General features: G+C 65.2%; 11 protein-coding genes. 6 read left to right on the top strand and 5 right to left on the bottom strand.

Translation table 11 applies throughout. The annotated features are described in order from the left end of the window. Nucleotides 1-422: 422 nt before the first annotated feature. Nucleotides 423-1,457 carry a hypothetical protein gene (locus MFF56_RS29990; protein ID WP_238232046.1) on the bottom strand — a complete coding sequence of 345 codons (1,035 nt, stop codon included), beginning with the start codon at nt 1,455-1,457 and terminating at the stop codon, nt 423-425. Nucleotides 1,458-1,712: 255 nt separating this feature from the next. On the opposite strand from MFF56_RS29990, the gene MFF56_RS29985 reads away from it, so the two are divergent. Further along, nucleotides 1,713-3,611: a competence protein CoiA family protein gene (locus MFF56_RS29985; protein ID WP_238232044.1), complete on the top strand. Its 1,899-nt coding sequence runs from the start codon at nt 1,713-1,715 to the stop codon at nt 3,609-3,611. Nucleotides 3,612-3,654: 43 nt separating this feature from the next. On the opposite strand, the gene MFF56_RS29980 is transcribed toward MFF56_RS29985, so the two are convergent. Further along, nucleotides 3,655-4,740, bottom strand: coding sequence for a hypothetical protein (locus MFF56_RS29980; protein WP_238232043.1), 1,086 nt, complete (start codon nt 4,738-4,740; stop codon nt 3,655-3,657). 223 nt (nt 4,741-4,963) lie between these two features. Between MFF56_RS29980 and MFF56_RS29975 the strand changes: the two genes are divergently transcribed. Further along, nucleotides 4,964-5,386, top strand: a complete 423-nt coding sequence (locus MFF56_RS29975) for a YkgJ family cysteine cluster protein (protein ID WP_238232041.1) — start codon at nt 4,964-4,966, stop codon at nt 5,384-5,386. 281 nt (nt 5,387-5,667) lie between these two features. After that, nucleotides 5,668-6,084 (top strand): hypothetical protein, encoded by a 417-nt coding sequence (locus MFF56_RS29970; protein WP_238232039.1) that lies wholly within the window; start codon nt 5,668-5,670, stop codon nt 6,082-6,084. On the opposite strand, the gene MFF56_RS29965 is transcribed toward MFF56_RS29970, so the two are convergent. Then, nucleotides 6,081-9,608: a DotA/TraY family protein gene (locus MFF56_RS29965; protein WP_238232037.1), complete on the bottom strand. Its 3,528-nt coding sequence runs from the start codon at nt 9,606-9,608 to the stop codon at nt 6,081-6,083. The two genes, MFF56_RS29970 and MFF56_RS29965, sit on opposite strands and share 4 nt — an antisense overlap. A gap of 1,084 nt (nt 9,609-10,692) precedes the next feature. After that, entirely contained in the window at nt 10,693-11,154 is a 462-nt protein-coding gene (locus MFF56_RS29960) for a hypothetical protein (protein WP_238232034.1), read from the bottom strand. A 399-nt stretch (nt 11,155-11,553) separates the two neighbouring features. On the opposite strand from MFF56_RS29960, the gene MFF56_RS29955 reads away from it, so the two are divergent. After that, on the top strand, nt 11,554-11,811 hold the full coding sequence (locus MFF56_RS29955; protein ID WP_238232032.1) for a hypothetical protein: 258 nt from the start codon (nt 11,554-11,556) through the stop codon (nt 11,809-11,811). A 68-nt stretch (nt 11,812-11,879) separates the two neighbouring features. On the opposite strand, the gene MFF56_RS29950 is transcribed toward MFF56_RS29955, so the two are convergent. Further along, the gene (locus MFF56_RS29950; protein WP_238232031.1) at nt 11,880-12,332 is read right to left on the bottom strand and encodes a helix-turn-helix domain-containing protein; all 453 of its coding nucleotides are present in this window, start codon (nt 12,330-12,332) and stop codon (nt 11,880-11,882) included. A 260-nt stretch (nt 12,333-12,592) separates the two neighbouring features. Between MFF56_RS29950 and MFF56_RS29945 the strand changes: the two genes are divergently transcribed. Together MFF56_RS29945 and MFF56_RS29940 are read left to right on the top strand one after the other, a co-directional pair. Continuing rightward, entirely contained in the window at nt 12,593-12,913 is a 321-nt protein-coding gene (locus tag MFF56_RS29945) for a helix-turn-helix transcriptional regulator (RefSeq protein ID WP_238232029.1), read from the top strand. After that, entirely contained in the window at nt 12,897-14,150 is a 1,254-nt protein-coding gene (locus tag MFF56_RS29940) for a type II toxin-antitoxin system HipA family toxin (RefSeq protein WP_238232028.1), read from the top strand. The genes MFF56_RS29945 and MFF56_RS29940 overlap by 17 nt, the downstream gene beginning before the upstream one ends. Nucleotides 14,151-14,644 lie beyond the last annotated feature (494 nt).

The raw sequence follows: 14,644 nt of genomic DNA, 5'->3' as shown, positions 1-14,644 counted from the left end.
GGCGGAGGGCTGGCGGAAGACGTAGGAGGCGGCCAGCAGCTCGGCCGGGTGGCCGACGGCCATCACGCCCGCGAGGGCGAAGGTGATGGCGCGACGAAGGAGTGACATGGCTGACCCATTCCTTAGGATGGCAGCGATGTTAAGGGATGAGCGCAGTCGCCGCAACTTGTCCCCTCAAAGAACGGCATCATTCCTTGGAAGGCCGATTTTCATTCCTTCCAATCGCCGGACCGGACCACTCATTCGCCGGTTCCGACGGACAAGCCAGTCCCCTCGGTTCGATCCTCACTGGGAATGCCCGAACCTCTGCCTTGTGGCGCGAGCGAGCTCGCGTCGTGAATGCGCCTGGAGGTGACCGACCTCGCGGGACGAAGGGGAGCGGCAGCCGTTCGAAATCCTCGCTTCGAACAGATCCCTGTCGACTACCCGCACTCCTTGGTCGAGCTGTACAAGACCCATGACTTTCCGGTCCGTTGGTTGGTGGTCTTGTAGGTGAAGCCGGTGTCCTTCGGGCAGTCCGGTCCGATGCGCACGACACAGACCATCACCGCATCGCCGGGCCTGGATCGGTGGACGGCCGGAATGTCCTCGTACCCGACCTGCCGGCCGCCATCCGCCATCTCGAGCTTGCTGCCCGATCCTGGACTGCCGAGCCTGTGATCGATCGTGCGTATCGTCGTCGCCCGGCATTCACCTACCCGGCGCGGACCGTCGTATCGCGGCTCGAACATGACGCTAGCCGCGCGATCGAGATTGCGCTCGACTGCTTCGCTGACGAACATGTCGATAGGTATGTACCCGAGGTGCTTGCCATCCAACGTGGCATAGACCACGCCTTTCGTGCTCGTCGCCTCGGTATCGACCGTCGTGTCCGGCTTCAGAAGCTCGCACTTCTTGTCCTGAATCGCCCACTGGATCTCGTCGTTGACGACGATGTTCGGGTATCGCTCGAACTTGGCGGCGGTTTCGAAATCGCACGCGATCTTAGTGTCGGGCCATGACTTCCGATCGATCTTCGCCAGCGGTTTCGTAGCCGCAGCTGCGTCCGTCGACGGTTTCCGATCTTGGTTGAGAGGCGGGCCGAAGAAGTTCGTGCTGACGACGGGATGAAGTACGCCTTCGAGCGTGCGCTCCGGTCGGTTCATCACATTCATCGCGATACCGCCGGTGGTACCGCATTGTCCCCTCAGCGTCGCCTCGGCGATGACGTTGCTCTTCCTGGACGGATCCTGCCGAAGGTTCGCCTCGAGCGCATTAAGGTCCGCTGCCGATTTGCACCAAATGAACGTGGCAGCCTCACTTCGACAGACCAAGCCCCCTGCTTCGCTGTCGCATTTAACATTCGGGCGCCCCTCAGATCCAAGCGACTGCTGGTTACTGCCAACGAATAGAATTGCAGCCACAACAAAGAATGCCAGATTTCCTTTTCCAAACGGCATGGGCGAAAACACGGACATGCACCACTCCGAGGAAAACGATCTATTATGCCTATTTCAACAGCAGTGTAGACCCCGTGTCCATCCCCTGCTCGGGACGGGTCAAGGCTCCGGCTGTGTGACTGGCCTAGGCTCCGGCGCAAACGTGCAGCCGTCTGGGCGCCGCAGGTTCGATCCTCGTAGGATCGCGGCGTCCCGTCTTATAAGATCGGGGATCCGAACCAACCGCCGTGGCCCCGCAGTGTCGCGTACGCCTATCCATCCGGAGTCCTGACCTTGGAAGGATCCGTCCCCGCATCACCCTTGGCGGGCTTCGCCTGCCGGGAGCGACGCGAGAGCCTCGTGCTCGGCGAGCGGGCCGACGGATCGATCGCGCACGTCTCCGAGGTCGCGTCCGGAAAGGCCTGCTCGTGCGTCTGCCCAGGCTGCGGCGCCCCCCTCGTCGCGCGAAAGGGCCCCCGGAACGACCACCACTTCGCCCACGAGGGCACGCCCGACGGCCTGCCCTGCAGGACCGGCCCCGAAACGGCCTTGCACAAGTTCGCCAAGGAGATCCTGGGTCGGCGCCTTCGGCTCGCGCTGCCGCCGCTTACGCTGAACGAGGGCGGCGACCGATGGATCGGCTACAAGGGCGGTGGGTACCGCTTCGACGGCGCCGTCCTTGAGCAGCGTCTCGGGTCCATCGTCCCCGACGTCGTCGTCCGACGCGGGGGCCGGGACCTGCTGGTCGAGATGGCGGTCACCCATCCCTGCGGGCCCGAGAAGATCGAGACGATCCGCTCCATGGACGTCGCGGCGATCGAGATCGACTTGGCCGGCCTGCCGCGCGACGTGTCCCGGGTCGATCTCGAGACCGCCATCCTGGAAGCGGCGCCGCGGCGATGGATCCACAACCCTCTACTCGCGGCCGGCAAGGCCGAACTCGAGGAGCGCAAGGCGTCGAGGCAGGCCGCCCTCCGCCGCCGGGCCCAGGCCCTGGCGACGGACTACGCCGTGGCCCTCCAGGAGATCCGTGAGGCCCGTCCCTCGACGAAGGTCTTCGGAGAGATGACGCGCGACGGGTTCGGGACCAGCATCGGCATCCCGGTCCGCGGCGCAGGCTGCTTCTCCGTTCCGCCCGGCGACTGGCAGGCAACCCTGCTCTCGGGGTTGTGGGATCGCTACCAGGATCGCCGCACGACCACCTTCAGGGCCGAGGGTGCTCTGGGGCGGCTCCGGCAGGAGGGCTGGGTCCGCGCGCGCTTCGCCCGCATGAGCGACGAGGAGATCGCGGCCGCGAAGATGGAGAACGCCGCCTTCAACTCTCCCCTCGCCGCGGTCGTGGAATGGGCGTCGGCCCTGGCCTTGAACCAAGTCCTGATGTCGTGGCACCCGGGATGGAAGGTCCATCCGTCGCACCTCCGGAAGGCCGACGAGGCGCGGAATCGGCGCCTGCTGCCGGCCCGGCGCGCCGGCGAGATCAAGGGCGTCGTCGAGCAGATCCTCGCCAGCCTGCCGGAGGCGGAGCGGGACGGCTTCGACCTCCGGGCCTGGGCCGCGGCTCCTCTGCCCGGCCGCGACCACTCGGCGGCGGCCGCCACGCGCTTTGACGACGCGAAGTACAAGGCCTTCAAATCGGCTCTGGATCGGCTCGCCTCCGACGTCCGCCACGGCACCCGTCTGGACCGGGATCGCCTCGGCCTTCCTCTCGATGTCATGGCCGCGCGCAGGGAGGCGGCCGCACGGGAGCAGGCGGAGGCGAGGCGGCGCGAGCGGATCGAACGCGAGGAGGCCGCCTCCCTGGCCCGGGGCCAGGAGTTGCTCTCGGCGGCGCGTTCCGAATTGGGCTTCGATGCGGCGGACTGGGCCGCCACGCCCCGTTCCGATCTCGGGGGCGTCAGCCCGCTGGATGCCGCCCGCTCGTCCGTGGACGGCGCCCACGCCGCGCGCGCGGCCATCCGAGCGGAGATCCACCGCGCGCGCCTGCAGGCGACGAGCGAGGCCGAAGCGGAAGAAGCCCGCCGCCTGCTGCGCGCCGAGGCCCGCAAGCTCGTCCCGCCGGCGCAGTTCGAGCTCTACCTCACGGGGCGGCAGTCCGCGCTCGACGGCAAGTCGCCGCTCGAGTTCTGCGTCACCCCCGGCCTCGTGGCGCGGTGCATCGCGGCGACGCTGCCGGCGCGGAAGGGCAGGCGCTGAGGCCCGCCCCGAAGGAGCCCCCGACCGTCGAACTGAAAGGACGTCAGCGGTTCGTCCGCATGGTCTCGATCAGGGAGCGAGAGAGAGCGATGCTCTTCGCCACGTCTCCGGGGCTCCAGTCCGCGACGCTGTGGTGCAGGTCGAACTGAGGCAATCGTGCCAACTCCAGGCGGACGGCCGTCGAGATCGGAGTCGAGGCCCCCGGGTTCTCGAAGAGAACAATCGCGTCCTCCAGGCAGATCACGACCGCCGAGTAGCGGCTTGGAGACGTTCGATCCACATCGAACCGGCCGTGGTGTGCGAGAGGCGTCACCAACTGACGCCCCAGGTCGCCCTCTTCGAAGACGGGCGCGCCTTTCCACCCGTAGGATGCATACCAGAAAGCCCCGGACGACAGCGTCCCGTTATGACCTGACATGAGCGGAGTGGTGTCGCAGACGCTCACGACCCCAGGCCAAAGGCCTAAGTCCCTGAAATCGATCCATAAAATGCTGACCCTGCCTTCCACGGCCTGCTTCTCTTTGGCCTTTACGCCACAGATCTTGCTGATCGCATTCGTCTGCGTGGTGTCGCCGGGTTTCATAGGGTCGGGCGCGCCGAACGGATGGGCCGCGTAGGCGACGAGATCGACCCTGGCGCCACTCGTGTCGAAGCTTGTCCTGAGCACGCCCTCTGGGGTCTGTCCCTGCTCGATCAGCCTCGCGCGCTCCGTCTGATCTACGGGCTCGAGCTTCGTCGCGACTTCAACGATGCCGATATCCCCACCGACCTCGAACTCGAAGTCAGCAGTAGGCGTCCTCTCTTTTCTGATCGGCCTGACCTCAATCCCAGCTTCCAGGAGAGAGCCGTAACAACGCAGCTCGGCCATAGCCGCCGCGCTGTCCTCGTAGTCGTTGGTCTGGAAGATGCGCTTGGCAATCGGGGCAAGCCAAATGTCGCCGAGCTTCTCCCGGGCCACTCGCCCGACGGCTTCGTTTGCGAGATGATGTTTGCGCATTCGTGGATAGTCGACCTTGAGGTCGTCAGCATTGATCGTGGCCCATGCCGGATGCTGACGACGTGCGCCATCCCTATAGGCGTTGATCGCTTCGACCTCATCTACGGTCGCTAGTGAACTCAGCTTAATCATATTAATCCTTAGTGCTTATTGTCCTAGGCTATTCCGTCGGTCCATCTGGTTTATAGGAGGCCGGAAGCAAAGAATGAACTATGGTCGCCATACATGCGCGATCGCCTATTGAGATCCTGTCGACAAATCGTTTACCATCGACGAAGGTGCGAACGAGCATGCCCTTCCCGTTCCCGACCCGTTCTCATACCTTCGCGATCCGTAGAGATCCTTGGAGACGGGCGTGTCGCCGACGTTCCCGATAGACGGCCCCTTCGACTGCCAAGCGTGCGGCGCCTGCTGCGTCGCAGCCGGTCCGGTCGCGGTCCAGACCCACGACGTCCAGGTGCCGCGCTGGCGCACCCGGTCGGTTCGGCGCGTAGTCGGCTTCGCCTCCTTCGAGGCCGACCTAGGTGTGCGATGCATGAAGGCCGACGACGGCCGATGCGGCGCCCTCGTCGGACAACCCGGCAGCCGCGTGGCCTGCGGGATCTACGATCGCCGGCCCAGCGTGTGCGCCGAGTTCGAGCCCGGCAGCGGGTACTGTCTCGAAGCCCGTGCCGCAGCCCGGGAGCGTGTCTCGCGCACCGGTGGACTTCCCCGCGCACGCACGCGAGGTACGAACCGCCGCCCTCCCCTACAGCCGACCGCGGAGATCGCGACATGACCCGACCCCGCCTTCGCGAACGATAGCCTCTCTACGGCCCCGACATTCGGTTCCGCCAGCGCATTCTATGCGCGTGGGACTGATTCTTGCCGGCGGCGACATCGGCGAACGGTAGACGTTCAAATCCGGCGAGCGCCTGAAGGCGGTCGGAGCGAAGTCTATCGTCCGCGTTAAGCTGGATTTAACCGCCCACCAAGGAGTGGAAGCGCGGTTCGTTGACGGGTGCTCTCTGCCTGGCCATATTCGAGTCAGCAGAGATACCGCGTTCGACGGAGCGTCCCGTGTTCGAGACCAGCAACAATACCGGCATCGATCAGGGCACCGCCGTTGGCTTCGCCATCGCGATCGGCAATCGAATTCGCGGGCAGGAGATCGCCCACCATAACGACCTCGTGCTTACCGAACAGGCTCACGAAGCCGAACTTGCTCGTTATCAGGCGGTGATCGACCAGCTTTCGCGCCGACTTCTTGACACGCAGATAGAGCTTGCCTCGGAGCGTTGCGAGATTGCAGGCCTACGGGCATTCATTCGGGAAGTAAAGCGTCAGGATCCGGCCACGCCTGCACTCAGTGCTTCCGGCCAGACTTATAAGAGCGGCAAGGCAAAGAGCATGGCCGCCCTCGTCTACGAACGGGAATACGACCGGAAGGCTGATGACCTCGGCCTCCCGGATCTTAAGGGCGGCTACGCCACCTAGTCCTGATCTGCGTCAGGCTCGTACCTGCGGGACGTATCCGTCTCACGTCGGTTGTGGGCTGAGTTGCGAATCTCTGGTGCAAAGTTGGCTTGCCGCCCACTGCTCCTCGAACTGCCGTGACCATTTCCACCGTAGGTCGAGCCCATGCTAACGCTCCCTACGCCACCGGACCGCGCATCGTCCCGGCCACTAGAGCCGGCATCGCCGCCGCGGCCCCCTGCCCGATCCCGGCGCCCAGCACCGACAGCGCGGCCCGCTTCGTGAGCCGCATCGGCGAAACGGCGGCCCATTGCCGTAGCGGGCTCGTTCGAGTTGCCGCGACTGCCTCCGGTGCCGGATGCTTCCCCGCTGCCGGCACCGCCGTAGCCGCCTCCTCCCGCGTAAGCGCCTTCTCCCTGGCCGCCGGCGGGCATCCGATTGGCCATGCTGTCGCCCATGTTGGCAGTGGGTCCGACCTGAGGCCCGCGACCACCGGGACCTCCGATACCGCGCTGACCACCCGGCACGCCGCCCGGCAGGCGACCCTGCTGACCGCCGCCGAGGGCGCCGGCGATCGTGCCCGCGTTGATCGTGGAGCCGGCGCGCTGAGCGATCTGGCTCGACATCGTGCCGGCCGCCTGCTGCGTCATGCGCTCCTCGTCCGTGTGCTCGCCCTGGCCGCCGAACCATCTGGCCACGCGATCGGGAACCTGGACCGCGAGATTGAAGCACCGGATCGCGATCATGTAGTTCAGGTACGCGTACATCGAGATGAACACGACGGCGCCGACCGGACCGACGGAGAAGCCGGCCGTCGCACCCTTCGCCGCGACCTTGAACGTCTGCCAGACGAACCACGCCATGGCGCCGTGGACGAGGTAGGACATGATCAGTCCCAGGATCATCAGGGACGGGCGCAGAAGCAGGTTGAACGAGATCATGTAGCCTGGACGCTGCACGCTCTCGACGAACTCCTGCCCGTCCATCCGCACGTGGAAGAATGCCCAAAGCGGCGCCGCCACCATCGCCTCGGCGACGAGGATCAGCATGGCCATCACGAAGAACGTGACGATCAGGTAGGGGATCATCGGCAGGATGTAGGCGAGCACGATCCCGGCCGTGAACAGCGCCGCGAGGATCATCACGCCGATTCCGAGAAAGAAGCTGCCGATGATGCCGCCTTTGCCGGCGCCCCCCATAACGGCGCTTCCCATCAGACCTGCGGGCGTCAGCGAGGCCATCGAGATCACGCCGATCGTCGCGCCAAGAGCCGTGATCCAGGACAGGATCGAGTGGCCGAGCTCGACGAGCGAGAGCATCGCGTTGAAGGGGTTGATCTTGAAGCCCTCGAGAAGCTTGTCGATCAGCCACCAGGAGGCGCCGTCGGAGAGCTCGCCGAACAGCGAGGTCCTGAGCGTCGACGTACCGGCCATCGCGGCGTTCTCCGCGCGCTCGTTGTCGAGCAGGAAGGAGCGGTTGTTGCGGCCCCACCACGTCCTGAAATCGGCCAGCGTGCCCGGCTGGGTCGAGCTGTTGGAGTAGAGCCCCTTCGAAAGGACTTGGCTGTCGAGGGAGATCGCCTCGGGGGCCTGGATGTCGGGAGAGAAGGACGGGGGATAGGTGGCACGCGAGTACACGACCCCCTGGATGCGCGCGAGGGTGGCGTAGTAGAGGCCGGCGCTCGCCCAGCCGAGGCCGTTCGTGACCTGGGTGAGATTGCCGCCCGCGCTGTTCCCGCCCTGCTGCGGCGCTGCCATCTGCAGGGCTTTTTGTGCAGCGCTCAGCATCTCCTGATTGTAGGCCGCGACCGCCGCCTTGATCTGAAGCGGAATGTTTTGATAGCCGCTCCCCTCCTGGAAGTAGAAGGCGTTCTGCTGACCGCCCCCGCTCCCGCCGGTCGGGAAGTAGGTCTTGGCGGCCTGCTGCATGATGGGGCGCAGGATCTCCTGTGCGCGAGCGACGGCGGCGAACCGGCCCTTGTCGTACTCGGCCGCGACCGCAGCAGCCAGCCCGGCGTTGTCGGAGTTGTTGACCGAGGCACGGCTGAGTTCGTCGTTCACCGACGAAACGGTGATGGCCCCGCAATAGAGCCCGTAGTCCATCTTCTTCGTTTTTTGGGTCGCGAACCTCTGGTAGGTATTGTCGATCAACCCCCAGTAGTTCGGGTTCAGGGTCGACATCACGAGGTCGCCTGCGACGGCGAATCGATCGCCCGCCGTCAGCGTCTCCCATCTCAGGGTTTCGGGCACCCCGTTCCAGGCGAGGTTCGTGCCCGACCGCTGGAAGACGATCTTGTTCGTCTCGTAGCAGAGCTCGCGCTCGGCGATCTGCCGGACGGCGTCGTAGGTGCCGGGCAGGTTGGCGATGAAGTTCGCCTTGTCGGCCACGGCCGTGGCCTCCGCGGTCGCGCCCGCCCCGTTGGCGATGGCCTGGACGTAGGGTACCCAGATCATGTTCGCGGCCGAGCCGCCCCAGGCAACGAGGTAGAGGACGAGGATCTGCGCCGCGCAGAAGCCGCCCGAGATCGGGATCAGGAAGCCGAGACCGACGACGACGCGGGCAGGCGACCAGACCTGGCTCCAGCGCTCCCCTAGCACCTTGCCGGTCTGCGCCGACATGACGGTGCCCGTGATCGTGTGCCACGCGACCATCGTGCATGCGACCAGCAGCAGGATGCCCGAGAAGATCATGAGGCCGAGCGACAGGCTGTTGTGCGCCGGCGAGCCCGCAGCCGCCTGCCCCGTGAGGCCGGGCACGGGCCCGACGTTCGGCAGCACCAGCGACAGCAGGTTCATGAACAGGTCGTCGGACCCGGGGGTCTTGAAGATGTCGAAGGCCTTGCTCAATCCGTCGCCGTTCGGTTGGTTCTGCGCGAACGCATCGGATGGCAGCAGGCCGAACCCGACTACGGCCGTCGCGGCCGCGATCGCCAGCTTCGTCAGCGCACGTCGGCCTCGCGCGACGGCCGCCGGCAGATGCGGGAACCAGTCTCCGCTGCGCAGGTAGGCCGAGGCCGGCAGGTAGCTGCGCCGACGGACGATGAAGTTCGTGTAGCCCCAGCGGAACGCGAACGCGGCGAGCATCGGAACGACCGCAAGGCTGAATACGATGCGCAGCCCGACCGGTACGGGGATCGACGAAGGAACGAACGTGTGCGACAGCGCGCCGATCACGAAGGCGGCGACGGCCAGGATCGCGTAGAGATAGAAGGCTTGGTGACTGCGGCGCTGGAGCGCGACGAGGTCGGCCTCGGTCCGCCCGTGCACGAACATCGATGCTTCGAAGCGCTCGGCGGGATCGTCGACATCGACGGTTCGGACGTCGTTGTCACGGCGGAAGATGGCGCGGCCCAGGGCGCGCCACGTGCGGCCGGTGTCGCCGAGTGTCCTTCCCACCGTCGACATGCTCTGCCGCAGGGGACCGACGCCGCTCAGGTAGCCGAGCTTCGAACGGCGCCACTGTTCGCGACCGACGAGATCGTCGACGAGGGCGTCACGGCCGACGTCGCCGAGATCCTTTCCGTTGCGGTTGCGCTGGTCGGCCATCGCGGTCTCCGAGCCCGAAACGGGCGCGATCGTTCCTTCGTTAAGGAACGGGACACGATGGCACGAACCCGCGCGCCGCGCAAAGGGCGAAGGCTAGCTTCTAGTCAGGCATCACCGCGTACGCGGGAGACGGTCGAGCGTCCATTCGACCCCTGGGCGATGTCCGGAGTATACCCGCCTGGGGGGGCATCAGCTGACGGACACCTTGGCTACTTGGGATTGGTCCTCAGCGATCCTGGTCACATTGTATGAGCTTGTCGCCCTCTCGGAAATCTGCGTATCCTTGGGTGGCGGTACAAAAATCGAAGGATTCGCCCTCCCTTGTGGCTCGCCATCCGAATTTGGGGCAGTCTTCTTGAATAGCTATCGCGTAGACCTTGCCCCTCCAACGCAATATGTTCCGCACATCATCTACCCGGACATTAAGTGATTTGCCGCCGACACGGCACGTGTAGGAGAATTCTTTAGCGTAAACATGATCGGTCGAAACCATGGCGATTATGATAGCAAGAAAGTATCTCATCATAGCTCCTCTCTCCGAGCTCTCATTATCACCCGTCGCTGCCCGCTGAAGCCTTTGTTACGGGCCTAGCGCATTGGCGATGGAGGCGAACCGCTCCGATCGGACCAGCTGCAGTGCGCGGCCTACGGACTTCGCAACAGCCTTCGTCTCCGTAACGGCGGGGGCTGCTAAATGTTCTGTCTCCCTGCGAGGTGCTCCTCTGGAAACCGCATAGGATGACGTTCAGCGAGCAGGGAAATGAAGAGCTTGCGGGCCTTCGCCTCTACAAACTCCGGAGCATCCCCGTGCGAGCGGCGAACAGATCGGCACGGCGGCCGCCTCGCAGGTGATTTTCGGAGCATGCCCTCTCGAGCAGGGAACAGATGAACGAGGCGATCTTTCCCGACACGTTGTCCGGAGCATCCCCGCTCACGCGGAAATAGACCCTCTGGAACCGATTGGTGGCATCGAAAATCGTTTGTCAAAGATCCCGCAAGCGGTCTCGCCCAGTTTCGCGGGCCGAAAACCTACCGAACGCGGGCGTATCCAGCCCCTTCGACATCTCGATCTCTGACGCCGCCGTCAATGCCTCTCGAACGCGACGAGCGGCACAGTACGGCGTTCGCCCTGATCGATTTTGCCGCCGCAGAATACGCCGCTGATCCGCGGACCCTTGTAGAAGAACTTGCAGGCGCCGTCGTCCATCGGCGTCGCTTTGCCAGTCGATAGGTAGACGCGCTGGACGTCGACCATCTGCCGGTCCGTCATCATGCCAGCGAAGGCGATCTGGGGGCGTGTGTGGGATTGCGATTCCGCAAATGTCAGCAGGACGTGCCACGGATTGCCATCGACCGGTATGATCACAACCGAGTCGCAGAAGAACCGTGCTTGGTTCTTGGTCAGATCGGCGCCGATCCTACCCTGGGCGATATGGCTTTTATCGGAGCAGCTACCTTTCAGGATCGTCGGCTCGGGAAAGCCCTGCGCGTTCGCTCCGACAGCGGCAAAGGTCAGCATACAAGCGGACACCAACAGACGGCGCATTGTTGTCTGGATCCTAAGCTGTAGACGCCCACAGCCTATGCGAACCGACGCAGGATTTGGAAGGGCCCGCCACGGACTGCCTTAGGTTGCGCTCGTCCATCGAGCGGCATGGTTAACGGGGCCTGGATCCGCAGTTCGTGCCCCAAGCGCGATCTTGCAAATGTCAACCGTTCCTTAACGATAGCTCGGAGGGATCGAGAAGCAATGGGTCCCGGCCTCGCAACAAGGTGCATCCCAGCGCGGCATCGGATGCCCTATGTGCGCATCGTCACCCGGCAATCGAAGGAATGCCCCCTTACAGGCTTGATCTCGTCGCCGTTCCGTGAACTGTCACGCTAAGTTCACGTGCAACGCCGAAAGGAGCGTCCGAGCCCGAATGCGGCTGAGTGACGACACGCAATGATCATGACCCAGGACCTTTACCAGCCGGCCGATTTGACCCTGTGGCCGAAGGGCGTCCCCGCGAAAGCCGCGGAGTGCCGCGAGTTTTCCACTCTCACCGAGGCGCTGCAGGTAGCCTTGGCCGCCATCGAGACTGGCCGTTCGAATCCCTGGATCATAACCGCGGCTGGCGACATTCTTGCGCCCGCGTGGATTGAGGTGAATGCCCCGAACCTGCTGGCGGCTCGGGCGCCGTCGATGGCCATGGCCGCCTGAGTGCATTTGTCTGCCGTTGCCTGGCGCGACGACGTTACCGTTCTGCGCTCCTAGTGGTTTTTAGCATCTCAAGCCTCCGCGTCGAGCTCTGCCAAGGCGGACAAAGCCTCGCTCCGCTTGGCGGCTCTGGCGTTCTTGTAGGCGAACAAGTCCTCAGCTCTGATGCGGCGGTGCCGTCCGACCAGGGTATGGGCGATCTCACCTCTTTCCAGCATCCTCACGAAGAATGGCCGCGACACATTGAGGATGTCTGCAGCCTGCTGCGTGGTCAGCATCTGGTTGACCGGTACAAGGGTGACGGCATCGCCGCTGCCAACGTGGCGCAGCAACTCCATCAGGAGGTCCGACAGGCCGGGCGTCAGGGTGATCTCGGTGGGCTTCTTGCCCCCCTCAAGCACGCCCAGCTTCGCCTCGCCGGCAGCCTGCGCGGCCAGGATCTGACGAAGCTGATTGGCCGCCTCCCGTTCCTGGGCAGATGGTAGACGGCCTCCGATCCCAATGGCGGAAGCTGGCATGGTCATGACTGCGAACCTCCTCCTCGCTACGCTCAATCTATTCGAAACAAACGAAACGGACGCAATATCCGAAAGCGCATAGGTGCCGGTCCGTTCCCCCAGCCTGGGCATAAGGCTGCGATGGCATGTGCATGATCGTCGGAAGCGCCGCCTTGGAGACCCATACAGGCGGCGGGCCCAGCGAAACGTCCGACACAACTCGGACCTACCTTGCATCGTGAACGCTAGGGCGTACATTACGTCCTCCAACGTATGCTCTAGCGTTCATGCAGACCAAAGCCATCCTATCAGGCGACGAACTCGAAAGCCTCAGGCTCCTTAGCGAGCGGGTGCGTCTCGCCCGCCTCCGGAGGAACCTCTCCCAGGCCGAGCTCGCCGAACGAATGGGCGTGCGGCGCCTGACGGTGGTCAACCTCGAGAAGGGGCGGCCCGGCGTCACCATCTCGACGCTGCTGAAAGCTCTCACGGTCCTCGGCTACACCGAGCGTCTGGGCGAGTTGCTCGCCACGGATCCGATCGGAGAGGACATGGAGATCGCGACCGGCAGGAAGCGAGCTGGGAGCAGGGCTGGTGTGGCGGACTTCTAGGAGTGGCCGGCTCGACCGGCTCGTCGTCTTCCGCTGGCATGCAGGGAGCTACGTCCCTGCCGGCGAGCTCACCTTCGAAGGAGCTGGCGAGAAGCGCATCGGACGCTTCAGCTACGCGCGGAGCTATCTCGGCCTGGACGACGCAAGGCCGATCGACCCTCTCGGTCTGCCGCTGATCGGCAGGTCGTTCGCGGGCAGCCCCGAGGAGCTTCCCCTTGCGTTCCACGACGTTGGGCCTGACGGGTGGGGCAAGGAGGTGCTGCGACGCGCCTTCCCCCGCACCACCCTCTCGATGCCGGAGTATCTCGCCCTCGGCGGCACGGATCGGACGGGCGACCTAGCGTTCGGGCCGTCGCCCGAGGCCGGCCCCCAGACTTGGAAGCCGGACGAGGAGCCCCTGATCGAGCTCCCCGGCGAGACCGACGACCTGGATGCCCTGATGGCGGCGGCATCGTCCGTCGACGCGGGAGAAGGCACAAAGCAACACCTCGCTCTTCTATTCCGGAAGAGCGGCGACGTCGGCGGCGCGCGGCCGAAGGCGCGGATCCGATACGGAGGCCGCCAGTGGATCGCCAAGTTCCCGACCGCGATGGACCGGTTCGACGATCCGCGGGTCGAAGCCGCGTGCCTCGACGTCGCCGCCGCCGCCGGCCTTCCGGTGCCGGACCGGATGATCGTCGAGATTGGCGGGCGGGCCGCCCTGCTGGTCGAGCGTTTCGACCGGGCGCCGGGGATCGAGGGACGTCCCTACGGATACCTCAGCGCGGCGACGCTGCTGAAACAGCCGTCGACGGGTTACGGCACGGAACGGACCTACGCGGACATCGCGGAGGCGGCGCGTCGCATCGGCGTCAACGACGCCGCCGGCGAGGCGTTCGCCCGCCTGCTCCTCAACGCCCACCTGCACAACACCGACGACCACCTCCGCAACCACGGCTTCCTGGATCGCGACGGGCGCTGGGAGTTCTCGCCCGTGTTCGACGTCGTCCCGCAGCCGGGCATGCGGCGGCACGTCTGCGCGCCGGCGAAGGGCATCGGGCCGGCCTGGGACGTGGACGCGGCCTTCGGTGCGCACAAGGCGCTGAAGATCGGCGCCGCGGATGCGGCAGTCGTCCGGGACAGGATCGTCGCGGCCGCGCGGAGACTGCCGGCGTTCATGAAAGAGCGCGGGGTATCGGCGAAGGATCGGGAGTTGCTCGCGGACGCGTTCCCGGCCTCGATCGAGTTCAAGCCCTGAGCCTGTCTGAGATGAGAGGTCGGAGGGAAGGCCCGACCGCGAGATGATTTCAAACGCCGACCACAGTAAGCGTTTCGAATCCGTGCCGGTGGACAGACGTTCAGAGCGAGGCCGAGCCCGACCATTCGGCCGAAGCGCCCCTACCGCGCGGTCGAGTATCGACTCCAGGGTGCGAAACTCCCGGACGCCGAACGCGAGCGGATCGCGAGCGAGGTCCTCAACCGCCCCCTCCCACGCCCTGGGTGCCGCGCATAATGGCGTCGGAAACGAATCGAGGCTTCGCGCAGACCAAGGCTTTCTGACGCGCGACCGCCTCATGTGGCAGGCTGGCGGCGCTGGGGGACCTGTTCGGGTGATCGGACGACTGATGAGGCGGTGATCGAACGGCGATGCGTCGCTCAACGGCCGCGCGGTATCGATCCTGGGGGCACCGGAGACGGGTAGCCGACCTCGGCATGCGACGCCATGCTGCCGCAACGAAGGTGCTGAGCCCG

It is taken from the genome of Methylobacterium hispanicum (assembly GCF_022179285.1).
GTDB classification, from domain to species: domain Bacteria; phylum Pseudomonadota; class Alphaproteobacteria; order Rhizobiales; family Beijerinckiaceae; genus Methylobacterium; species Methylobacterium hispanicum.
Note: the sequence above shows the minus strand (reverse complement) of the source record. Positions and strands in the feature narration are given on the sequence as shown.